Source organism: Nocardiopsis sp. NPDC058789 (assembly GCF_042745575.1).
GTDB classification, from domain to species: domain Bacteria; phylum Actinomycetota; class Actinomycetes; order Streptosporangiales; family Streptosporangiaceae; genus Nocardiopsis; species Nocardiopsis eucommiae.
On the sequence record NZ_JBHYOW010000005.1, the window covers coordinates 350,460 to 373,281 of the forward strand.

At 72.6% G+C, this 22,822-nt stretch carries 17 protein-coding genes, 1 pseudogene and 1 CRISPR repeat array; of the genes and pseudogenes, 15 read left to right on the plus strand and 3 right to left on the minus strand.

Annotated elements, in window-relative coordinates:
* Window positions 1–25: 25 nt before the first annotated feature.
* Both ACFW3L_RS09450 and ACFW3L_RS09455 read right to left on the minus strand, forming a co-directional pair.
* On the minus strand, window positions 26–628 hold the full coding sequence (locus ACFW3L_RS09450) for a suppressor of fused domain protein (protein ID WP_378738219.1): 603 nt from the start codon (window positions 626–628) through the stop codon (window positions 26–28).
* Between the two features lie 115 nt (window positions 629–743).
* Window positions 744–1,394, minus strand: coding sequence for an FMN-dependent NADH-azoreductase (locus ACFW3L_RS09455; protein WP_378738221.1), 651 nt, complete (start codon window positions 1,392–1,394; stop codon window positions 744–746).
* A gap of 103 nt (window positions 1,395–1,497) precedes the next feature.
* Here ACFW3L_RS09455 and ACFW3L_RS09460 point away from each other — a divergent pair, with 103 nt between their 5' ends.
* The 14 genes from ACFW3L_RS09460 to ACFW3L_RS09525 all read left to right on the plus strand — a co-directional run bounded on the left by ACFW3L_RS09460 (window position 1,498) and on the right by ACFW3L_RS09525 (window position 19,537).
* Window positions 1,498–2,109, plus strand: coding sequence for a TetR/AcrR family transcriptional regulator (locus ACFW3L_RS09460; RefSeq protein ID WP_378738223.1), 612 nt, complete (start codon window positions 1,498–1,500; stop codon window positions 2,107–2,109).
* A gap of 231 nt (window positions 2,110–2,340) precedes the next feature.
* Window positions 2,341–2,973 (plus strand): DedA family protein, encoded by a 633-nt coding sequence (locus ACFW3L_RS09465; RefSeq protein WP_378738326.1) that lies wholly within the window; start codon window positions 2,341–2,343, stop codon window positions 2,971–2,973.
* Between the two features lie 146 nt (window positions 2,974–3,119).
* The gene (locus ACFW3L_RS09470; RefSeq protein ID WP_378738225.1) at window positions 3,120–4,157 is read left to right on the plus strand and encodes a hypothetical protein; all 1,038 of its coding nucleotides are present in this window, start codon (window positions 3,120–3,122) and stop codon (window positions 4,155–4,157) included.
* A gap of 210 nt (window positions 4,158–4,367) precedes the next feature.
* A complete protein-coding gene (locus ACFW3L_RS09475; protein ID WP_378738228.1) occupies window positions 4,368–4,550 on the plus strand; it encodes a thiazolylpeptide-type bacteriocin in 183 nt (60 codons plus the stop codon).
* Between the two features lie 125 nt (window positions 4,551–4,675).
* On the plus strand, window positions 4,676–4,858 hold the full coding sequence (locus ACFW3L_RS09480) for a thiazolylpeptide-type bacteriocin (RefSeq protein ID WP_378738231.1): 183 nt from the start codon (window positions 4,676–4,678) through the stop codon (window positions 4,856–4,858).
* Between the two features lie 84 nt (window positions 4,859–4,942).
* Window positions 4,943–5,860, plus strand: a complete 918-nt coding sequence (locus tag ACFW3L_RS09485; RefSeq protein WP_378738233.1) for an ABC transporter ATP-binding protein — start codon at window positions 4,943–4,945, stop codon at window positions 5,858–5,860.
* A complete protein-coding gene (locus tag ACFW3L_RS09490; protein ID WP_378738235.1) occupies window positions 5,857–6,735 on the plus strand; it encodes an ABC transporter permease in 879 nt (292 codons plus the stop codon). Before ACFW3L_RS09485 ends, ACFW3L_RS09490 begins: the two co-directional genes overlap by 4 nt.
* Window positions 6,732–9,380 (plus strand): lantibiotic dehydratase, encoded by a 2,649-nt coding sequence (locus ACFW3L_RS09495; RefSeq protein WP_378738238.1) that lies wholly within the window; start codon window positions 6,732–6,734, stop codon window positions 9,378–9,380. The genes ACFW3L_RS09490 and ACFW3L_RS09495 overlap by 4 nt, the downstream gene beginning before the upstream one ends.
* Entirely contained in the window at window positions 9,377–10,525 is a 1,149-nt protein-coding gene (locus tag ACFW3L_RS09500) for a hypothetical protein (protein ID WP_378738241.1), read from the plus strand. Before ACFW3L_RS09495 ends, ACFW3L_RS09500 begins: the two co-directional genes overlap by 4 nt.
* The gene (locus ACFW3L_RS09505; protein ID WP_378738243.1) at window positions 10,518–12,464 is read left to right on the plus strand and encodes a hypothetical protein; all 1,947 of its coding nucleotides are present in this window, start codon (window positions 10,518–10,520) and stop codon (window positions 12,462–12,464) included. Before ACFW3L_RS09500 ends, ACFW3L_RS09505 begins: the two co-directional genes overlap by 8 nt.
* A complete protein-coding gene (locus ACFW3L_RS09510; protein ID WP_378738245.1) occupies window positions 12,455–14,257 on the plus strand; it encodes a TOMM precursor leader peptide-binding protein in 1,803 nt (600 codons plus the stop codon). The genes ACFW3L_RS09505 and ACFW3L_RS09510 overlap by 10 nt, the downstream gene beginning before the upstream one ends.
* Complete coding sequence (locus ACFW3L_RS09515) at window positions 14,209–15,864, plus strand: hypothetical protein (RefSeq protein WP_378738247.1); 1,656 nt, start codon at window positions 14,209–14,211, stop codon at window positions 15,862–15,864. Before ACFW3L_RS09510 ends, ACFW3L_RS09515 begins: the two co-directional genes overlap by 49 nt.
* Complete coding sequence (locus ACFW3L_RS09520) at window positions 15,861–17,549, plus strand: thiopeptide-type bacteriocin biosynthesis protein (protein ID WP_378738249.1); 1,689 nt, start codon at window positions 15,861–15,863, stop codon at window positions 17,547–17,549. The genes ACFW3L_RS09515 and ACFW3L_RS09520 overlap by 4 nt, the downstream gene beginning before the upstream one ends.
* Before the next feature lie 170 nt (window positions 17,550–17,719).
* On the plus strand, window positions 17,720–19,537 hold the full coding sequence (locus ACFW3L_RS09525) for an acyl-CoA dehydrogenase (protein WP_378738251.1): 1,818 nt from the start codon (window positions 17,720–17,722) through the stop codon (window positions 19,535–19,537).
* Between the two features lie 281 nt (window positions 19,538–19,818).
* Window positions 19,819–20,344: a CRISPR direct-repeat array (repeat unit 29 nt; unit sequence CTGCTCCCCGCGCACGCGGGGATGGCCCC).
* Between the two features lie 14 nt (window positions 20,345–20,358).
* Here ACFW3L_RS09525 and ACFW3L_RS09530 read toward each other — a convergent pair.
* A pseudogene (locus tag ACFW3L_RS09530) lies at window positions 20,359–21,585 on the minus strand (MFS transporter); the annotation flags it as partial.
* Window positions 21,586–22,218: 633 nt separating this feature from the next.
* Between ACFW3L_RS09530 and ACFW3L_RS09535 the strand changes: the two are divergent.
* Window positions 22,219–22,590, plus strand: coding sequence for a hypothetical protein (locus tag ACFW3L_RS09535; RefSeq protein WP_378738253.1), 372 nt, complete (start codon window positions 22,219–22,221; stop codon window positions 22,588–22,590).
* Window positions 22,591–22,822 lie beyond the last annotated feature (232 nt).

Below are 22,822 nucleotides of genomic sequence, written 5' to 3' on the forward strand. Positions count from 1 at the left end.
ACGGGAACCCGTGGGGAAGGGCGTTCTAGAGGCGGATGGTCTCGCGGGCGGGGTCGGTGATCATCTTCGGGTCGCGGTCGCGGAGCAGCGCCATGATCGGGGCGATCGTGTCGGCCTCCTGGGCGTACGCGCCCTCGTCGGCCTTGAGCCCCACGACCTGGAAGAACAGCACCAGGCCGTTGTCGGTGTCCAGGATGCGCATGTCGGCGTCGGGCACGATCGCGAGCGAGGTCATGTCGCCGTTGGCGCTCTCGCCGCCGAGCGGGGAGCGGGTGATGATCCAGTGACCCACGTCGAGCTGTGCCCCGGCGACGTACTGGTCGGCCAGCGCGTGCAGGACCCGGAGAATCCACGCGGGCACGGTCTCGTCGCCGTCCGCGCGCGGGATGCGGCAGGTGAACTCGAACCCGGCGCCGGAGACCCGCTTCTCCTCGCTGGTCTTCTCCCCCAGCTCGGTGAGGCCGAAGGTGACCAGCAGCCAGTGGCCCTCCATGGGGTAGGCGAGCACCCCGTCGATCCCCTGCTCGGACTCGCGGGCGGGGAACTGGATGGTCAGCGGGTGCACGTCCGGGTAGTGCTGCGCCCACCCCTCGTAGATCTGGGTGAGTCCGGGCAGCAGTTCCAGCATCGTGTGCTCTCCAGGTTCGTGATCGGTGCACCTCAGAGAATATGCGGCCGGGGATCGGCACCGTCCGGGGGCGAGGCGGGGGCGGCGGCGTGGTGGCGCCGCCCCCGCCCTGAGGTCAGACCCCCGCCAGCGCCCGACCGGTGTCGCGCGCGGCGTCGAGGGCCCTGGCTCGCTCCCGCTCCGCGAGGTCCCTCAGCCCCTCCATCCCGGGAGTGGTGGCTGCGAGGGTGAGCTCGCACTTGATCAGGGTGAGGTCGGCCTGCCAGAGGTCGCCGACGACCCGCTCCAGGTAGGGAGTGGAGTGGTCCCAGCCCTCGCGGGGGGTGCCGGGACCGTATCCGCCTCCGGCGGTGGTGACCAGTGCGGTGGGGGTTCCCTTCAGTACCGGGTTGGTGGGCCCGGCACCAGCGATGACCAGGTCGACCCAGGTCTTGAAGTGCTGGGAGACGCCGTAGTTGTACATCGGGACGGCCAGGATCACGGCGTCCGCGCTCTCCAGTTCCCCGGAGAGTCGGGCGGCCAGGGCCAGTGCCTCGATCTGGGCCGGGGTGCGCTCGGGCTCGGGGGTGGCGGAGCCCACGGTGGCCTGGACCCAGGCGTCGGCGGGCAGGGGGTCGGTCCCCAGGTGGCGGCGGTTCACGACGCCGCCCGGGTGCGCCGTCGCCCACTCGGTCTCGGCGCGGTCCGCGATCTCGGCGCTGGAGGACACGGACGGGAAGATGCTGGCGTCCAGTCGGAACAGGTGCATGATTCCTACTTCTCCCATGGGTTCGGTGTGCCGCTGGCCGGACGTGTGCCCGGGTCTCGCGGTGTGACGACAGCTTAAACGGACTATCCCCCGCTTAGTATTCCCGGGGTAGATTGACTCCGTGGATGTGCCAGTGGTCCCCTTCGGAAAGCCGCGCCCCGAACGGGCCGACGCGGCCCGCAACCGCGAGCACCTGCTGCGGACGGTCCGCGCGATGATCGACGAACTGGGGCCGGAGAACGTGACCATGGACGGCCTCGCGGAGCGCGCCGGGCTGGGCAAGGGGACGGTCTTCCGACGCTTCGGCACCCGAGCGGGCATCTTCCAGGCCGTGATGCACGACGACGAGCTGCGGTTCCAGGAGTCGGTGCTGTTCGGCCCGCCGCCGCTGGGGCCCGGCGCCGAGCCCGGGGAACGCCTGATCGCCTACGGCCTGGCCCGCTTCGAGATGCTCAGGACCAACCACGCCGTCATCCGCGAGGGCCTGGACCGATCCGCGCCGACCCCCGCCACCGTGAGCATGACCCCTCCGCACTTCCGGATGCTGCTCCGCCAGGTCAGGCCGTCACTCCCCCACCCGGAGGGCCTGGCACTCCAGCTCTCCGCCGCCCTGGAGGGACCGTTCCTGCTGTACCTGGGCACGGACGACCTCACCGGCCCGGCCGGGGAGGAGGGCTGCGAGCACCTGGCCGACAGCTGGCGGACCCTTGTCGAGCGGGTCCTCGGCGGCTGAGACCGCCCGCCCCGGGGCCGACCGACCGGGGCGTTCCGCCGTGCACACCCCCCTTGCCCCGATGCGGCCGGAGAAAGTGATCCGTCTTTACGCGGAGCGTCGCCCCCGGCGCCTAACGTTCTGTTCCACCCTTCTCAAAGGGACCGTGAACAGGAGCAACGAGTGAACGCCAATCTCGCCCTCGCGGCGGCCGAACCCACGGACGGATTCGTCGGGTGGGTCGTCGGACTGATGGAGGTCCTCGGCGGACCGGGAGTCGGTCTGGCCATCGCGCTGGAGAACCTCTTCCCGCCCATTCCGAGCGAGGCGATCCTGCCGACCGCCGGTTTCGCCGCGTCCCGGGGCGAGTTGGGCCTCGTGGAGGTCCTGGTCTGGGCCACCGTCGGCTCCGTGGTCGGCGCGCTCGCGCTGTACGGCCTCGGCGCCTGGCTGGGCCGGGAACGCTTCAGGGCGGTGGCGAGCCGCGTCCCCCTCGTCAAGCTCAGTGACATCGACCGGACCGAGGCCTGGTTCGAACGGCACGGGCCGAAGGCGGTCCTCATCGGCCGACTCATCCCCGTGTTCCGCAGCTTCATCTCCGTCCCGGCCGGGATCGAGCGCATGTCCCTGCCGCTCTTCCTGGGGCTCACCACCCTGGGCAGCGCCGTGTGGAACACCATCTTCGTCCTGGTCGGATACCACCTGGGCGAGCAGTGGCACGTGGTGGAGGAGTACGTCAGCGCGGGGTCCAAGGTGGTCCTGGCCGTGGTCGCGGTGGCCTGCGTGTGGTTCGTCGTCGCCCGGGTCCGGGAGCGCCGACGGGCCCGCAGGACGACCGGGACGGCCAGCCCGGACGACGAGGAGGACTCCTACTCCCGGCGCTGAACGTCCGGAGCGGTCGGGGAGGGGCCCTTGTCCGAACCGGGGCCGGGAGGTAACTTTCCTCCGAGTCAGACATCCACGTTGGAAACCACCGACAGTGACCCGGCCGGTGAGCCCCCTCCCCTCGAACCCGCTCCAGAGGTGGACACGTGAAGACCCCCCGACCGCCGTTCCGACGGCGTGCCCTGACCACCCTCACCGCCCTCGCCGCCGCCGCGCTGCTCTGCACCCCGCAGACGGCCCTGGCCGCGCCCGACGACCCCGTGGCGTTCGTCCCCACACCGGCCGACACCCCCGCCGAACGCGCCGAGGCGGACCGGGAGGCGGTGGAGGAGAAGCTCGCCAACGCCGCGATCCCGCCCGGACCGCTGAGCTTCGGCGCCGAACCCCTCGCCGCCGCCCGGAACGCCGCCGAGGGCGCGGCCGCCGGGGCCTCCTGCGCGATCACGGCGGAGTCCGCCACCGCGCTGGCCCTGGCCCCCGTCTGGCCAGAGGTCTCCGCGAGCTCGTCCCTGCCCCCGTCACCGATGACCCTGTCGAGGTACGACAACCAGTCCGGCCTGTACGACCCGGCCGGACGCGACGGCCTGTTCTTCAACCCGGGCGTCGGCCTGTGGCAGATGGACTCCGCCGGACTCGGGACCAACAACACGGCGGGCGAGGCGATCGACTCCGTCTGGGTCTCCGACTTCGTGGTGCCCTACATCGTGGACAAGTACTGCGCGGCCATCGAGCGAGGCTCCGCGGCGCCCGCCGCGCGCGCCACCGCGTGGGCCGACTGGAACGCCTGCGCCGGCGGCGACTGTGACACCGTGTACTGGCGGGCGATGAACACCGGGATCGGATCGGACCCGAGCGTGGGCCGCCACGGCGGAGCGCAGCCGCGCACCTGCGAGTTCGAGGGCGCCTCGTACGACTGCCTGTTCGTGGACGTCGCGGACGCCCAGGGAGCCGACTGGTGGACCCGACCGGAGAGCGGCCGCTCCCCGGTGCCGTCACCGTTCTACGTGCTCAGAGCCGGTTCGGGCGACGGCGTCCGGGAGGTGCGCGTGTGGCTCGCCGCCGACTCCGGGCACGGGGTCGACGTGACCGTCACCCGTCCGTTCGGCGGCAACGCGCGGGACTCGCTCTCCTGGACCGACGGTCTGGGACTGTGCGACACCACCACCGGGCGCGGCTCCTGCTGATCACGTTGAGTGTCGAATGAATTCGGGCTCTGGTTCCTCATGGGACCAGAGTCCGTTTCCTTTTCCGGTGTTCCCGCCGTGAAGCACAGAAGAACCAGCGGCCACACCAGGGAAAAGGATCAATACAACCTCTATCTACCCGCCGAAACGCATGTTACTTTCTTACCCGCCCGGGGGATCCGCTAGGAAGATTCAAACGAAGAGGCCACAATGCCCCATTCGACGGCACCCGAGATCGACCTGCCCGAGCTGGACTTCGACGACATGGAGGTGATGAGCGTCCGCGAGGCGGTCGCCGTCCCGGAGACCGGCGCCACCAGTGGATCCAGCTCCTGCACCTCCACCTCGTGCTGCGGCTCCAGCAGCTGCTGCTCCGGTGGCTCCTGCGGCTGACGGAGTACTCCGGGAAGGCCCCCGCCACCGGAACGCGTGACCGCAGGAACAATGCGTGAATTCGGCAGGGGCGAGCTCCAACGTTTCACGTCAACATCCCCCTCACATCCAGAAGAAGGTGTCCGATGGCGTCGCAGGAAACCCCCACGATCGACCTGCCCGACCTCAACTTCGACGACATGGAGGTGATGAGCGTCCGCGAGGCGGTCGCCGTCCCGGAGACCGGCGCCACCAGTGGCTCCAGCTCCTGCACCTCCACCTCGTGCTGCGGCTCCAGCAGCTGCTGCTCCTCGGGTTCGTGCGGCTGACCCGCTGAACCGGGGCGGCCTCTCGCGGGGTCGCCCCTCCCTCCGCCCCCGAACCCCCCAGAAGAAGCACGACGAGGGCCGCACGTGTACGCGATCGACGCCACGGACATCACCAAGGACTACGGGAAGGGAGAGGTGCTCCACGGCATCTCCTACCAAGTGCCCACCGGACAGATCGCCGCACTGCTCGGCCCCAACGGGGCGGGCAAGACGACGCTGATCGAGATCCTGGAGGGGCACCGGGGACGCACCTCGGGCCGGGTGGAGGTGCTCGGCCTCGACCCCGGGAACCGCCGTGACTTCGCCCAGCTCCGCACGCGCATGAGCGTGGTGCTGCAACAGACCATGCTGGAACCGGGGCTGTCGGTCCGCGACATCCTGCGCCGCCACGCCTCCTACTACCCGGACCCGCTCGACGTGGACGACGCCCTCGCCCAGGTGGAGCTCACCGAGAAGCGGTCCGCCCTGGTCAAGTCCCTCTCCGACGGCCAGCGCCGCCGTCTCGACCTCGCCCTGGCACTGACCGGCCGCCCGGAACTGCTCTTCCTCGACGAACCCACCACGGGGCTGGACCCCGTCTCGCGCCGCCGCATCCGCGGCCTGGTCGCGGGGCTGCGCGAGAGCGGCACGACCGTGGTTCTGACCTCCCACGACCTCACCGAGGTCCAGGAGCTCGCGGACCGCGTGGACGTCATCCGCGACGGCTCCTTCATCGCCTCCGGGAGCCCCGACGACCTCGTCCGGGGCTCGGCGGCGTACACGGTGGTGGAGTTCGCCCGCCCCGAGGGGACGGACGACCGCCTGCCCGAGGGCGCCGAACTGGTCAACGGCAGGGTGCGCATCCTCACCGACGACCAGGACGCGGTGGTGGAGCGCGTGCAGGCCTGGGCCCGGGACGAGGGGACGCGGATCAGCGGCCTCACGATCGTGCCGCCCAGCCTGGACGACGCGTACGTGGCGATGTTGGACAACGGCGTGCTGGAAGCGGAGAAGAGCGAATGAGCGTCACGGGAACCGAACGCGCGCGGAGCACCCGCCGCCCCTCCTCCTTCTGGCTGCACGTGGACGGTGAGCTCAAGGAGTTCTGGCGCTCCCCCATCACCCTGGCGTTCATCGTACTCATGCCGGTGATGTTCTACGTGGGCTTCGGGCTGGCCTTCCGCTCCCAGGCGGACGAGATCCGCCTCGTGGGCGAACACGAGGTCACCCAGGCCAACCTGAGCTTCGGCGGCATCCTCGGGTTCGCGCTGATGTCGGTGGCCTTCGCCAACGTCGCCATCGGACTGGCGATCCGCCGTCACCACGGCCTGTTCAAGCGCTTCCGCACCACCCCGGTCAGCCCGGCCACGGTGATGGGCGCCTACCTGGTGAACACACTGCTCACCGCCGTGATCGTGCTGGGCGTGGTGACCGCGATCGGCCTGCTCGGCATGGGCGTGACCATCGATCCGGCACGCCTGCCCCAGCTGCTGGCCGCCCTGGTGCTCGGCTTCCTGTGCATGGCCCCGCTGGGCGCCGCCGCGTCACTCCTGCCGCCGAACGCCGACGCCGCCGTGCCCATGGTGAACGGCATCTTCTTCCCGACCGCCTTCCTCGCGGGCGGGTTCGTCATCCTCCCGCTGGGCGACGCCGTGGGCGCCGTCGTCGACCTCCTCCCCGGGCGACCGCTGACACTCCTCGTCCAGGGGGCCCTGTCCGAGTCCGGTCCCGTGTGGGACTGGTCCGCGGTGGCGCTGCTGCTGGCGTGGTCGCTGCTGGGCACCGTGGCCGCGCTGCGCTGGTTCCGGTGGGCCTCCGAGCGGGAGCCGCGCGGGTTCGGCTCGTCCCGGCGCAAGGGCGAGGACGAGGCCCCGAAGCCCGAGGAGACCGGGGCTTGAACACTTCCGACGAACCCTCACGGTCCTTCGAGGTCGTGGAGGGTCCCTACCTGGTCTCCCGGGTCAACCCCCACCCCCATCGGCAGCTGCGCGGCACGACGCCGACCGCGCCCCTGCTGCGCTCCCTCGCCCGGCTCGAACTCCAGCGCGAGGACCTGCGTGAAGGACTGCTGGACGCCCTGCACCGGGCCGCGCCCGAGCTGGGCGCCCACCGGAACGCGGCGCTGGCCGCCAAGCGCGCCGTGTTCAACCGCCGCCCTCCCCGGGAGGACCTGTACGACCACCCGGTCACCCGGGAGATCCCCCTGCTCGGCGCCTGGGCGGACCTCTGGCGGGAGTCGCGTGCCACGGCGGCGCTGGTGGACGCCGAACACGAGCCCGCGCTCCGGGCCGAGCGCGCGGCACTGACGGCGTGGGCCCGCGACCCCGGGGTGGACCGGGCCACCGCGCTGTCCAGCCCGGACCTGCACCGGGCGGTCGCCGCCCGCGCGGCCACGGACCGGGACCCCGACAAGCGGATGCGCAAGGCCGAGGCCGCCCTGGTCCGGTACTTCTCGCGCTCCACGGTGAAGGTCAGCCCGTACTCGCTCTACACCGCCGTGCACTTCTCGCCCCTGGAGGCCGAGGTGGCGGAGGACGCCGAGCGCCCCCTGGAGCTCACCTCCCACGCCGCGCTCCGCCGTCTGCTCCCCCGGCAGGCGGCGCGGGCACTGGCCGCCGACCCCGAGGCGCGCCTGGGCCTGGAGTGGGTGCTCACCGGCGGGGCCCGACGCGAGGTGACCGACCAGGGGGAACGCCTGGTCGTGCGCCGTCGCGTGTGGGCGCCCCCCTCCCCCGGTCTGCGCGCGGAGGCCTTCGGTGAGGAGGAGGTCCGCCTGCCCATGACCGGGAGCTGGGACCGCCTCGTCACGGTGCTGGAGAAGCGCGCGAGCACACCCGTGCGGCTGGCCGCCCTGCGCGACGCCGTCGCGGCCGACCTCGGCTGCGGCGCGGACCGGGCGCTGGGCGTGCTGGACCAGCTCATCGGGGTGGGTGTCCTGGTGCCGTGGTCGCCCGTGCCCGAGCAGTCCCCCGACTTCACCCGGCACTGGCACCGGCTGGCGCGCGCCCTGCCCGGCGAGGCGGCGGCCCGGGTGGCGACGGCCTTCGCGGAGACCGAGACGGTGCTGGCCGGGTTCGCCGACGCCGACGGGGCCGGTCGCTCCGGTGACGTGCTGCGGCTGCAACACCTGTGGTCGGCGGCGGTCGGCGTGGAGGGTTCGGCCACCTCGCCCGTGGTGGAGGACTGCCTGGTCTCCCGGGGCGTCCCCGTGGATCGGGCCCGCACCCGCGCGTGGTCGGCCGACCTCGGACGGCTCATGCCGCTGCTGTTCGCCCTGGACGACCAGCGGGTGCTCTCGGGCGCCCTGGAGCAGGTGTTCGTGTCCCGCTACGGCCGGGGCGGGCGCTGCTCCGACCTGGAGGGGTTCGCCCAGCACGCGCGGGCCGCCTTCCCCCTGACCCAGGAACTCATGGGCGGCGCACCCGCCGCCCTGGCCGGGGCCGACCCGGAACTCACCCGGGTGCTGTCCGCGCGTCGGCGCGCGGTGGACCACCTGGTGGAGCTCGGCCGCTCCGGCGGGGACCGGGTGGAGGTCGACCCGGCGGTGGTGGACGAGGTCGCGGCGATGCTGCCGGACCGGGAGTTCGCGGCCCGCCGCTCCTTCGCGGTGTTCGGGCAGGCCGTCCCGGACGGCCTGGTGGTGAACCACCTCTACGGCGGCCGGGCCCGCTACTTCAGCCGGTTCCTCGGCCACCTGCCGGAGGAGGTCCGGGAGCGGGTCGCCGCGCACGTGCGGCGGCTGGGCCCGGCGGAGGCCGACACCGTGCACATGCGGTCGGCGCTGGGGTTCAACGCGAACCTGTCACCGGCGCTGGCCGACGAGGAACTGGCCCTGCGCGACGAACCCACCCTGGAGCCGGGGCCCTCCACCCTGGACCTCACCCTGGTGCACACTCCGCACGGGCTGCGGCTGGTCCGGGACGACGGCCGCGAGATCGACCCCGTCTACACCGGCTTCCTCGTGCCGCACGCGCTGCCCTACGACGAGATGCTCGTGGCGATGGTCGCGGACTCGCCGTTCTTCTCCTTCGCGGACCTCACCATCGACCTCCACGAACGCTGGACCCGGCACGGGTTCCAGGGCGGGACGCCCCGGATCGGGTTCGGCGGCCTCACCCTGTTCCGCCGCAGGTGGGGCATGGACACCGCCGACCTCTCCCTCCGTCCGGAGGAGTCCGCCGCCCAGCTGCACCGGCGGCTGAACGTGGACCGCGAGCTCCGTGGCATCCCCGAGCAGGTGTTCGTCCGCCCTCTCCAGGGCGGCAGGCTCGGTCCGCTGGAGCGCGCCATGGCGCCCAAGCCCCAGCACGTGGACTTCCTGAGCAGGCTGCACACCGGCACCGCCGCCAAGCGCCTGGCCCACCTCGGCCCGGCGCTCCTGGTGGAGGAGATGCTCCCCGGCCCGGACCACCACCGGGTGCGCGGCCCGGACGGCGCGCACGCCAGCGAGCTGTTCCTCGAACTCTCCACGGTGCCGCGCGCCGCGGGCACCGTCCCCGCTCCCCCTTCCCATCCCCCAGGCGAAGCGAGGCTGACCCCTTGACCGTCGGACTCAGAGTCAACTACCACGACAGCGACAAGAGCGCCCTGCTCGGAGACTGCCTCGTCCCAGCGGCCCGCACGGCCGCCGACCGCGAGGGCGTCACCGCCGCGTGGCTGCACCTGCACTGGCGGCTCGGCCCGCACTGCGTGCTCTACGCGGACGGCGACCCCACCGCGGTGGAGGCCGCCGTGGCCGAGGCCGAGGTGCGGGTCCGCGCCTTCCTGGGCCGTCACCCCTCGCGGCGCGGGCTGGACCCCGTCCAGTACGAGGCGTTCTCCCAGCGCATGGGACGCCTGGAGCTGGTGGAGGGCCCCTACGCCCCGATCGAGCCGGACAACAGCACGCGGCGGCTGGCGGGCGACCCGGTGGACACGTTCCTGCGCGGCCCCGAGGCGGTCGCGCTCAAGGGGCGGGTCCTCACCGACGGCCTGTCCCGGGTGGCCGACCAGGCGGGCGGGCGCGGCGGCGAGCGGGCGGTCTCAGCGAACGTCTTCGCCGGAATGAGCGCGATCGCCACGCGCTACCCCGAGTGGGGTCTGCGCTCCGGCTACCAGGCCTTCCTGTCGCACTGGAAGGAGTACTTCCACTGGTCCGACCCGCAGGGGGCGGCGCAGGAACGGCTGGCGACCGCCTACCGGGCGCAGCGCGAGGGGCTCGTGGAGTCGCTGCGCGCGGTGCACGAGGGAGCCGGAACGGAACCGTACGCCCTGGCCTGGGGCGCGTGGGCCGACCGGTGGCTGCCCGAGGCGATCGCCCTGGCCCGCCAGGAGCACATCCTGCCGTTCCCGCATCCGGAGCGGCAGGAGCAGGCGGCGAAGTTCGGTGACGACGTGCGGGTGCGCTGGAGCGGCTCCGACGACCGCTCGTACAGCGACTTCCACCGCGAGTTCCGCAAGCTCGACTTCACCCGGCTCGGTGACGGGTACGGGTTCGCGGCGTTCCGGTTCCTCATCAACTGCTTCTTCGACCTGCTGCCGCTGATGGGGGTCGCCCCCGTCCAGCGGTACTCGGTGGCGTACCTGTTCACCGAGGCCGCGCAGGAGGTGGTGGGCGAGGGCTGGGAGGAGACCGTCCGCCGGGTCGTCGACCACCAGAGCGCGGACCCGGAGCTGCGGCCGACCCTTCCGTGGGTGGGCGATGCCTGACACCACCGCGACCACCCCGGCGGTGCGGCTCAAGAGCGCCGTCCGCGCCCGATCGCTCGCGTCGGAGGGGGTGGCGCTCAGCATGGGCGCCACCGCCGTCGTCGTCCGGGGTTCCCGGGCCGACACCGTCTGGCGGGCCCTGGAACCGGCCCTGCGCGCCGGGTTCCACCGCAGCGAACTACTGGGACGCTTCCCCGAGGCGGGGCGTCCGTTCCTGGCGGGGATCCTCGACCAGCTGGAGGAGCACCGGTTCCTCCGCGACCTCGAACCCGAGCCCGCGTCCCTCACGGAGGCCGAACGGGCCGCCTACCCGCACCTGGAGTCGGTGACCCACCGCCCCTACGCCGCGCTGGCCGCGCTGCGCACGAGCGTGGTCCGGGTCCGGTCCTCGTGCCCGCTGCTGGAGGCACGGGTGCGGCGAGCGCTGGCCCGGGCGGGGTTCGGGGAGGTGCACGCGGACACCGGGCCCGTGCCCGAGGCCCCGGTCCTGCTGACCGCCCGGCTGTCCCCCTCCGGCGACGCGGTCGGTGCCGAGGTGCACGCGGACACCGGGCCCGTGCCCGAGGCCCCGGTCCCGCTGACCGCCCGGCCGTCCCTCCCCGGGGACGCGGCCAATGCCGGGTCCGAACACGTCGTCGCCGCTGGCGACGGCCTCTGGCTGACCGGGCCGCGCGACCGTCCGGGCACCCCGGACCTGTCGGGGCGGTTGCGCGCCTGGTTCGCCGGGAGGGAGGAATCCGGCCCGGACCGCCCGGAGCCGGACGCCGAGGCGCTGGGGGTCACCCGCAGCCTGGTCGCCGCCCAGCTCACCCTGGCCCTGGTGGCCCAGGTGGCGCGCGGTGTGTCCGCGCCCGGGTCGGCTCCGGTGCCGGGGCCGGGCCCCGAGTTCATGGTGACCACGGACGAGTTGGTGAGCGAACCCCACACCCTGCTCGTCGCGGACCCCTTGGACCCGCGCGCGACCCGGCCGCTGCCCAGGACCGCACCGGAGGAGTTCGCCCCGGCGGAGCCGCTGGAGGTCCCCGACCGCCTGGACGCCGTCACCCACCTGTGGGACCGCGTGTTCGGCCCGGTCGGCGAGCCAGCACCGGGGGACCTGTCGCAGCTGCCCGTGGGACTGGCTCGGTCGGGACGACTCGCCGGGTACGGGCTGACCACCGCGCTCGCCCGCGAGAACGCCCTGGTCAACGCCCTGAACGCGGTCGTGTGGGACACCCACGAAACCACTGGCCCCGCTGACGGTGGAACCGACCCCGAGACTCCGGGAACGACCGACGGAACGACCACGACGGGCACCGCCACGGGCGGTTGGGGACACCGTGCCGACGGGGTCGATCTCCGGGCCGGACACGGGTCGACCACCGTGCCCGCCCGCGAGGACGACCGGCACGAGGTCGTGTGGGCGGGGTCGGGCTCGGGTGGTCCCGACGCGGGACGCTCCCCGAGCGGTTCAGCATCCACCCCCGGCCTCGGGATCGGACTGACCCAGGCCGCCGCGATCGGCGCGGCCGTGGGCGACCTCGTCCTGCGCGCACCCGACACCCGGTGGAAGGACGTGGACCCCCCGTCCCCCTCCCCCACCGCCCGCCGTCTGTGGGCCGCGCTCACCCTGCGGTTCGGGGTGTCGGCCGAGCTCACCCTCCAGGAGCTCGACGGCACCGGTGTGTGGCGGGCCCGCGTGACCTCGGAGGGACGGCCGCTCGGCACGGGCGCCGCACCCGACCCCGTCACCTGCGTGGAGACGGCCCTTCTCCAGGCGGTCGCGCGCGTGCGCCTCGCGGAGGAGGCACCCGACGCGGTCCTTCCGCCCTTCGCCACCGGAGCACCGGGACTGGCGCGATGGGCCCTGGACACGGGTGCCGTGCGGGTGGGGGCGCCCGGCGGGGCCGACAGCTGGCGCGCCCTCGGGGTGCACTCGGCGGTGGCCGCGTGGACCTGATCCCCGACCTCGACGCCCCCTCCCCCGCTGGTGCGACCCTCGACCGGCCGCACACCGTGCGCGTCGCGGGCGGGCTCCTGCACTCCGCGATGAGCGGCGCCCTGGCGGTCCTCGGCCCGTGGACCCCGGACGGCGCCACGGGCTGCGCGCGGTGCGCCGGGCTCTGGCGCTCGGACGTGGAGGGCGAGACGGCCGACGCACCCTCGCCCTCGGACGGCCTCCTCGCCCTGTGGGCCGACGCGTTCGCCGCGCTGGCCGCCACCACCGACCCGGCCGACCTGCGCCTGCGCGTGGTCGCGCTGGACTGCCGCACCGGGGAGGTGACCCGGCACGGCCTGGTCCCCCACCCCTCCTGCGGCCACTGCTTCCCGGACGGCCGGGGCCTCGGGGTCACGGAACCCGGCGACACCCTCGACCTCGCCGACCCGCTGCCCGTCGTAGGCGACGCCCTGCGCACCCGCGCCATGGACCGCACCGCCCTCCGCGACCGGCTGCTGGACTTCCGGTTCGGACCGGTCGCGCACGTCTACCGGGACGAGGAGTCGCCCCTGGCCCTCATGACCTGCGAGACCGTCGCCCCCGGGCACGCGTCCCGCGAGGGCGGATACGGCCGCTCCACCCGCTTCACCGCCAGCGAGGTGCCCGCCTTCCTCGAAGGGGTGGAACGGGTGACCGGCGGGCGGCGGCTGAACGGCGCCGCCACCGTCCACGGGTCCTACGCGGACGTCGCCGACGACGCCGTCGACCCCGCGCGCCTCGGCCTGCACGAACCCGAGTGGTACGGGCACCCCGCGTTCGAGCCGGTCCCGTACACCCCCGACACCCCCACCACCTGGGTGTGGGGCTGGTCCACCCGGGAACGGCGCCGGGTCCTGGTCCCCGAACACGTGGCGTACTGGCACGCGGGCCGCGCCGAGGAACGGTTCCTGTACGAGTCGTCCAACGGCTGCGCCGTGGGCGGGACGTTCGCGGAGGCCGTCCTGTACGGGTTGTTCGAGGTGGTGGAGCGGGACGCGTTCCTGCTCGCCTGGTACTCGCGCACCCGGCTGCGGCTGATCGAGGGCGCCGACGACCCCGACCTCGCGCACCTCACGGACCTGCTCACCGAGCGCGGCCTCACCCCGCGCCTGTTCGACCTCACCTCCGACCTGGGGATACCGACCGTCCTGGCGACGGTCACCGCCCCGGAGGAGGCGGTCCGCGAAGGCCGGGCTCCCGCGCTCAGCCTGGCCACCGGCACCCACCTCGACCCGCGCCGCGCGCTCATGGCGGCGGTGGAGGAGACCGCGACCAACGCGCTGATGTACCCGAAGTGGGTGCGGATGCGCCCGTCCGTCTCGGTGGAGCGGTGTCGGCCCATGCTCGACGACCCGACGCTCGTCCGCACCCTGGAGGACCACACCGGCCTGCACGGGCTGTGGGAGGCCCGACCGATGTGGGAGTTCCTGGAACACCCCAGCGGCGGCGTGCCCCTGGACCGGCTCACCGCCGGGCGGCCCCCCTCGTTCGCCGGAACCGACCTCGCCTCGGTGCTGCGGGACCGGCTCGCGGCCGTGCACGGACTAGGCCTGGACGTGGTGGTCGTGGACCAGAGCAGCGCCCCGTACGCGGCGGCGTCCGGAACCCGGGCGGTCAAGGTGATCGTGCCCGGGGCCCTGCCGATGACCTTCGGCCACACACACCGCCGGACCCGCTCCCTGGAGCGGCTGGCCCGAGCGTCGACGCTGTTCGAGGGAGGGGTTCCATGGGAAGCGCCCGGAAGGACGTACCCGGTTCCGCACCCGTTCCCCTGAGGACCGGGTTCGAGGACGCGCTCGCGCACTTCCACGCGCAGTCCCATGAGAAGGACGTGTCCCAGGTGGCGACGCTGTTCTTCGGCGCCGAGCCCTCGAACGGCCTGGCCCGGCCGGTCCCGGGGCAGGTGCGGACTCCGTTGCCCGCGCTGGGGCCGCTGCGCGACCTCGACGCCGCGACGCCCGCGCTGGGCGGCGGCTGGTCGCCGGTGGAGCGTCTGCTCGCCGCGTGCGTGGAGGCCGTGCGGGTCCGCCGGATCTCGGCGGCCGACCGGTATCCGGTGCACCGCGCCTATCCCTCTCCCCGGGGCCTGTTCGGGGCGGACCTCTTCCTCGTGGCTCCCGGGGACCCCACACCCGGCGGGGGTCCCACATCTCCCTTGGAGACCACCACGCCCGGAGACCCCACACCCCCCGACAGCCCCACGTGGTGCCTGCGGGTCGACCCGCAGTCGCACGCCCTGCAACCGGTCGGGGGTCCGGCGGCCCCCTCGAACCTGGAGGGGGCCCGCCTGGTCGTGGCGGTGGACCAGCACCGGTACCCGCCCGAGTACGGTCGGCTCCGCCCCTCCCTGGCCCGCTTGGAAGCCGGGCACCTCCTGGCCACCCTCGGCCTGACCCTCACCCGGGCCGGTCTACGACCCCGCACCCACCCCGACCCGGCGCACCCGGCCTGCACTGCGGCGGCCCCGCTCCTCCCTCCGGGCATGACCCCCATCGCCGCCGTGACCCTGGACGTGGGCGACCCGGGCACCACCGAGACCACTGCCCACCCGGGCACCTGCGCTCCCTCCGTCACCAGCGGAACCAGCCTCCCCGGCGGCTCCGATGTCACCCACAACCCCGGTGGCACCGCCACCCACTCGGGCACCGATGTCTCCTCCGGCGCTGCCGCCACACGCTCCCCGCACCTCACGCCCGGCTCCGAGAACGGGGACGGGAGCGCGAACGGAGACGGCCCTGGCGATGGGGTGACCCTCTCCCCCGAGGCCACCGCCCGCGTCGCGGCCTCCGTCGCCCCGGCGGCCCGCACCCTGCGGCGCTGGCTGGACGAGCGGACCAGCGGGGTCTCCACGGCCAACCTGGTGACCAGCGCGTACGTCAGCCCGAAGCAGGGAGCCACGATCACCTCCGGCCTGGTGCACGCGCTCGCCGCCGTCCACGAGGTCCTCCCCCGCAGCCAGTCCCTACGGCTCTACCAGCACACGCTGGAGGACGACCGGGTGGACGACCGCGTCGTGCGCGAACTTCCCCCGGACGGACCCCCGGGACCCGCGCGCCCCGTCCCCCGCACCGGCGAGACCAACTTCTCCGCCACCCTCGGCCACACCCTCGCCGTGGACTTCCCCGCCTGGGCGCGTGCCCTGGGCCCGGACCACGCGGAGACGGTCCTGCACACCCTCCTCGGGTGGATCGCCCAGTGGGGGTGCCTCGGCGCCGCCGCCACCGACCTGTGCGTCCGCCCCATGCGCAACTACGCGGAGGCCGACTGGGCCGCCGCCCTCGGCCTGGACCCCGACCAGACCCCCGCCTACCAGCTGTGGGTGCGCGCGGAACGCGGCACCTACCTGGACACCCCCGTCGACGCCGCCCCGGAGACCCCATGACCCGCACCTGGTCCGCCGTGTACGTGTACCTGCACCGCAGCCGCGCCGACATCGACACCTTCCTCCTGGACCACCTGGCCCCCGAGGCGGAGCGGCTGGTCTCCTCGGGGCGCGCCGCCGCCTGGTTCTTCCTCCGCTACTGGGACGGCGGTCCGCACCTTCGGGTCCGGTTCCTGGACGCCGACCCGGACGCCGTGGCGGAGTTCGCCGAGCGTGTGCGGGCGCTGGCCAAGGAGACCTCGGCGGCCGCCCTGGACCTGGACAGCGAGGCCTACTACGCCGACCTCCCCCAGGCCGACCACGCCCGCTGGTACGCCGACGGCGACGTCACGGAGGCGGTGTACGAGCCCGAGACCGAGCGGTACGGCGGCCCGCGCGCCCTGGAGGCGTGCGAGGACTTCTTCGTCGTGAGCACGCGCATCGCCCTGGCCGTGCTGCGGTCGGCGCCCCACCAGCACCAGCGGCAGGTCGTGGCGGTCGACCTCACCTCCCTGGCCTTCGGGGTGCTGGGCTTCGACGACGTGACGGCGGTCCGGCAGGCGCGCGGGTACTACGCCACCTGGGACTACTCGGCCGAGGTCGCGCGCGGCGGCACCCAGGCGCGGGCCGAGGCGGAGCGGCTGTTCCACTCGGCGCCCGCCCGGTGGTTGCAGCGGCGTCCGCAGGTGGCGCGGCTGGTGTCCGGTGACGGGTCCTCCACCCACCACCTGTGGCACCGGGGGCTGCGGGAGACCGTCGCGCGTCTGCGCCGGATCGACGCCGAGGAGGGGCTGGCGAACGGGCTGGACCGGATCGTCTGGTCGCTGCTGCACATGACGCACAACCGGCTCGGGCTGGACATCGACGACGAGCGCCGGATCGCCTGGCTGCTCTCCCTGGCCTACCCGCGTTGGGAGCCGCCGGGCGACTACTTCGACCCGGGTGTGGGCTCCCCGGACCGCACCTACCTGGAGGCCAGCAAGTACCTCCCGGACACCATGGCCGGGGACCACCTCCCCCGCGAGGTGCCGCCGGAGGGGGTACGCGAGGGGGCCTCGTTGGCGCCCACGGTCCCGCTCCCCGCGCCCGCCCCGCTCAGCGCGTCCCTCGGTCGGGTGCTGGCAGAGCGCAACAGCGACCACGGTGACTACGGCTCCCACCTGGAGCTGGCCGCCCTCTCCGCGCTCCTCGGGCACGGAGCCGGGATCAGCCGCGTCCGCGCGGACCAGCCGGGCCGCCACGCGCCGCCGCGGACCCACCCCTCACCGGGGGCGGCCTACGCCACGGAGGTCTGGGTCGTGGCGCGGCACGTGGCCGACCTCGAACCGGGGGTCTACCGCTACCAGCCCGAGGGCCACCGGCTGCTGAGGGCGGACGGGGTCCCGGAGACGGACCGGCTGACCGAGCTCTCCCCGTTCCTCCGCGAGCACGCCGACGGCCGTCCCGGGGTCGAGGCGTCCACGACGGGCGCGCTGGTGTTCCTGGTGGGCGACCTGGGCCGGCTCCGCGAGGGGTACGGACAGCGTGCGCTGCGGCTGCTGCTCCAGGAGTGCGGCCACGTGGCGCAGAACCTGTCCCTGTGCGCCGCCGCCCTGGGTCTGCGCTCGCTCGTGGTCTCGGGGTTCGCCGACGACGCGGCCAACGCGCTGCTGCACCTGGACGGGGTGGATCGGGCGGTGCTGACCCTGCTCCCGGTGGGCACCTGAGTCACTCGAACCACTCGCGAACTGCGCGGACGTTCGCTTTACCTGACCGTGGGGTGACAAGTGCCCACCCTCACTGGCATCTTGTTCTACTGGGTAGTAACATTGACTTGTTACTAGTCGGTAGATCCGCGTGTACAGACACCGCGGCCAGGGACACAGCGGAGCTGTCCATGACGCATTACAAGAGCAACCTGCGCGACATCGAGTTCAACCTCTTCGAGCTGTTCCGACGCCAGGACGTACTGGGCGACGGCCCCTTCGAGGAGCTGGACGAGGAGACCGCGCGCACCATCCTGGACGAGATCAACCGTCTCGCCACCGGTGTCATCGCGGAGTCCTTCGAGGACGCCGACCGCAACCCGCCGGTCTTCGACCCCAAGACCAACAGCGTCGCCCTCCCCGAGAGCCTGAAGAAGTCCTACCAGGCCTACATGGACGCCGGCTGGTACAACCTCGACCTCCCCCAGGAACTCGGCGGCCTCGGCGCCCCCCGCTCCCTGGTGTGGTCGGCCGCCGAGCTGATCCTGGGCTCGAACCCGTCCGTCCACATGTACTCCGCCGGTCCCGGCTTCGCCAGCATCCTGCACTCCGAGGGCAACGAGGCGCAGAAGAAGTTCGCGGAGCAGGCCATCGAGAACGGCTGGGGCGCCACCATGGTGCTCACCGAGCCGGACGCCGGTTCGGACGTCGGCGCGGGCCGCACCAAGGCCACGGACCAGGGTGACGGCACCTGGCACATCGAGGGCGTGAAGCGCTTCATCACCTCGGCCGAGCAGGACATGACCGAGAACATCTTCCACCTGGTGCTGGCCCGCCCCGAGGGCGCCGGCCCCGGCACCAAGGGCCTCTCGCTCTACCTCGTGCCCAAGTTCCTGGTGAACGAGGACGGTTCGCTCGGTGAGCGCAACGGCGCCTACGTCACCAACGTCGAGCACAAGATGGGCCTCAAGGCCTCCACCACCTGTGAACTGACCTTCGGCGACAAGCACCCCGCCATCGGTTACCTCGTCGGTGACAAGCACGACGGCATCCGCCAGATGTTCCTCGTCATCGAGTACGCGCGCATGATGGTCGGCACGAAGGCCATCGCCACCCTGTCCACGGGTTACCTGAACGCCCTGGAGTACGCGAAGAACCGCGTGCAGGGCAACGACCTCGCCGGGTCCAAGGACTCCCCGAAGGTCACCATCACGCACCACCCGGACGTGCGCCGCAGCCTCATGACGCAGAAGGCGTACGTGGAGGCCATGCGTTCGCTGGTCATCTTCACCGCCACCCAGCAGGACTCCATCCAGATCGCCCACTCCAAGGGCGAGGACGCCTCCCAGCTGGAGGCCATGAACGACCTCCTGCTGCCCATCGTCAAGGGTGTGGGATCGGAGCGCTCCTACGCGCTGCTCGCGGAGTCCCTCCAGACCCTCGGCGGCTCCGGGTTCCTCCAGGAGTACCCGATCGAGCAGTACATCCGTGACGCGAAGATCGACACGCTGTACGAGGGCACCACGGCCATCCAGGCCCAGGACTTCTTCTTCCGCAAGATCGTGAAGAACGGCGGCCAGGCCATCGGCACGCTGTCCGCCGAGATCAGGGCGTTCGCGGAGAGCGACGCGGGCAACGGTCAGCTCAAGGAGGAGCGCAGGCTCCTGCTGTCCGCCCTGGGCCAGGTCGAGAAGATCGTCGAGCTCATGGTCGGCCACGCGATGGGCTCCGCCGAGGACAGCCGCGAGCTGTACAAGGTCGGCCTCAACTCCGTGCGTCTGCTCTTCGCCTTCGGTGACGTGGTCCTCGCCTGGCTGCTGCTCCGCCAGGCCGAGATCGCGCTCGCCAGCATCGACGGCGCCAGCGACGACGACCGGAACTTCTACACCGGCAAGATCGCCGCCGCGCGCTTCTTCGCCGAGCAGTTCCTGCCGCGCGTGGAGTCCGAGCTGAAGATCGCCCAGACCGTGAACCTGGGCGTCATGGAGGTCCCCGAGGAGGCCTTCTAGCCTTCCGGAGGGTCATCAGCGCCTGAGGGGCGGGACGAGCGATCGTCCCGCCCCTTCGCCGTATCCCAGGCCCTGTTCCCCGGAGGTGACTGCCGCTGTTGCGGTGAAATGCGCGACCGGCCTCGACACGAAGACCGGTCAGCGAAGGCCTGGAGGAGGCAGGGCCCTTGCCCCTAGGCTCACTCGTGTCAGCAACGACGAAGGCGGATGCCGGTTTTGTCTGTTTGTCGAAAATTGGAAAAACGGCCACTTGCCACTGGTAAGTTCGCAGGTGAAAGAGTCTGCTCCCCGCGCACGCGGGGATGGCCCCCACCTCGCGGGCATCGCTCCCGCTGCGGCTGACCGCTGCCGCTGCTCCCCGCGCACGCGGGGATGGCCCCTTGCCCTTGACCGTGTAGCCGGTCTTCCACACCTGCTCCCCGCGCACGCGGGGATGGCCCCATCGGGACAGTCTGCCCTGCCCCGCCTGCTGGCTGCTCCCCGCGCACGCGGGGATGGCCCCTGATCAACCTGCGCGAGGGCGGAGATCGAGTGCTGCTCCCCGCGCACGCGGGGATGGCCCCCGGTACCAGCCGCGCTGGTCGGCCTGCACGATCTGCTCCCCGCGCACGCGGGGATGGCCCCTCGGCCGACCTGACCAGTGAGCGGCTGATCCGCTGCTCCCCGAGCACGCGGGGATGGCCCCCCGTTCGCGCGCAGGTGCTCGACCTCGTTCGGCTGCTCCCCGCGCACGCGGGGATGGTCCCAGCGCCGGGTTGGAACGTGGTTTCCAGCGTGCCTGCTCCCCGCGCACGCGGGGCTTCCCCCTACTGGGAGGTGGCCGCACGGGCCCGACGGCGGACGAACACGACCAGCACGCAGGTGGCGAGGAAGGTGGCGACGGCCATCGGGGTGAAGGCCCACTGGTAGGCGGTCGGCCCCTCCGGCAGGGCCTGGAGGATGGCCCCCGCCGCGACAGTGCAGATCACGGCCGTGGTGAAGCCGCTCATGTTGACCAGACCGGAGGCGACGCCGGTACGGCTGGCGGGGATGCCGTCGCGGGCGAAGTCGAAGGAGACCGTGGGTGCCATGACCTGCCCGAGGGCGCTCACGGCCAGCACGGCGACGCCCACGGCCACGGGAGCGCCGCCGGGCCACGCCACCAGGAGCAGCCAGCCCAGTGTCAGGGTGCCGCTCAGGGCCAGGGCGAAGTACACCCGCACGCCCGGCCAGCGGCCGACGAGCGCGCCCGCGAGCGGGGCCAGCCACAGCGCCCCGGCGGCCAGACCGGTGAGGGTGAGGGCCGCGGTGCCCTCGGACAGCCCCAGGCCTCCCACGAGGAACGGGTAGCCCCACAGCACCATCATCATCGTGAACGGCGCCATGACGGCCGCGTGGTGGGCCATCCCGATCCGGGGGCCGTCCGCCCTCAGCGCCTCCCTGAGCGCCTCCCAGACGGAGATGGGGTCCGCGACCGTGGACCGTCCCGCCGCGCCGACGGGGCGGTCCCGCACCACCAGGAGGACCATCAGGGCCATGAGCACAGTGACCCCGGTGGTGGCGAGGAAGGCCGCCTCCCAGCCGACGCCGTCCAGCGCCCAGGCGAGCGGGGCCGCACTGGCCACCTGGCCCGTACCGCCGACCACCCCGGTCAGGCCGCTGACCAGGGCGTAGCGCGAGCGCGGGAACCACAGGGCGGCGAGCCGGATGACGTTGAGGAACACGAGTGCGTCACCGAGGCCGATGAGGAACCGACCGGCCACGGCCAGTTCGATCCCCGGCGCCAGAGCGAACAGGCAGGAGCCGACGGCCATCGCGATCATCCCCATGCCCAGCGTGTACCGGGGGCCGAGCCGGTCGGCCAGGAGCCCGGCGGGCACCTGGAGGACGACGTACACCAGGAGCTGGAGCATCGGCAGGAGGGAGAGGAGCGCCGGCCCGACGTCGAACCGGCTCTGCGCCTCCAGAGCCGCCACGCCGAGCCCGTTGCGGTGCAGCATGGCGAGGAAGTAGCCGGCGACCGCGACACCCCATACCAGCCAGGCCCGCGCACCACCCACCGGCTCCATGGAAACTCGTCCTGTTACGGATGTCCTGTCACCGGATGTCTGGATTCGCGTCACTTGGCTGCTTCTCTCCTCGTTTACACCGCCTTCCAGTGTCCTCCAGGCCGTCGAGCGCTCATTACACCGGGGGTGACCAGGCGCGCAACCCGGGCGGGAACAGCCCGCGAGGGCGGGGATGCGGAAGTCGGCAAGGAACGGCAAAGACCCGGCAACGCACGCGTTGTCACCCTGGGTGACACGGAGTGCGCCAAGGGTTCCCAAAAGGGGTGAGACCCACGACAACCAGGACGGGACTACGGCCTCTTCTCCGCAAAATCACCACAGGTACAGCAGTCCGAAAAACCCCTTCCGAACTGCACGTTTCTGCTTTAAACAGGTCCATACGCAGTTGTTAACTGTGAGATGCGTCACTTGAGGAAGCCTCGACTACGAGGGGTCAGTTACTGCTAGCATCCGGAGCGCGAAGAATAACTACGAGGTAACGACACCGTTCGGGCCTCGCCAACTTCGCGGAGGGATGTCACCAACTCCGGACGACGGTGCGGTGAACGGAACTCACGCCGCGGCGACGTGGCCGCCACACGCAGCACACACGGTCAGTACACCCGCGGTTCCCGACACACACTGGAGACGACCTTGAGTCACTGGCGCCTGAACAATCCCCGGGCCTCCCGGGCGAAGTCGGCCCTCGCCAGACGAATCAAGCACAAGCCCCGTCACGCGTTCTGCGCCGAGCGCGCGATCACGGCTCTGCTGAGCGAGCTCGCCTCGGTCGCCTCCCGTCCCCTCTACTGGTCCGGCACCTCCGAAATGGCCGTCGCCTCCGTGATGCGCGACGTCAACGTCTGGTGCCGCGACGGCCGCTTCTTCTGGAACGACCTCTTCCAGGGCGGCACGATCTCGCACCCCGCGAGCGACCCCGTCGGTGCCGCCGCCCTCCTGAACCCGTTCGCCCAGGTTCCGGAGCCCGCGCACTACTACACGCACCGCCAGCCGGTCGCCGCCTGACGCCAGCCGCGTCCCTCTCCGCGCGCGACGCACGCGCGCCCTCCTTGGACACCGCCGACGGCGGCGCCCCACGCGTGCCCGCGCCGCTGCGCCGGCGCCGTCGTCCACACCGCACCCCACACGCACCCGTGTCCACAGGAGTGACCGCACGCCCGCACGCCTCCGTGGTCACGGCAGTGACCACACCCTGACGCGTGCCCACACGGCTGCCCCGGCGCCGCCCCACACCGCA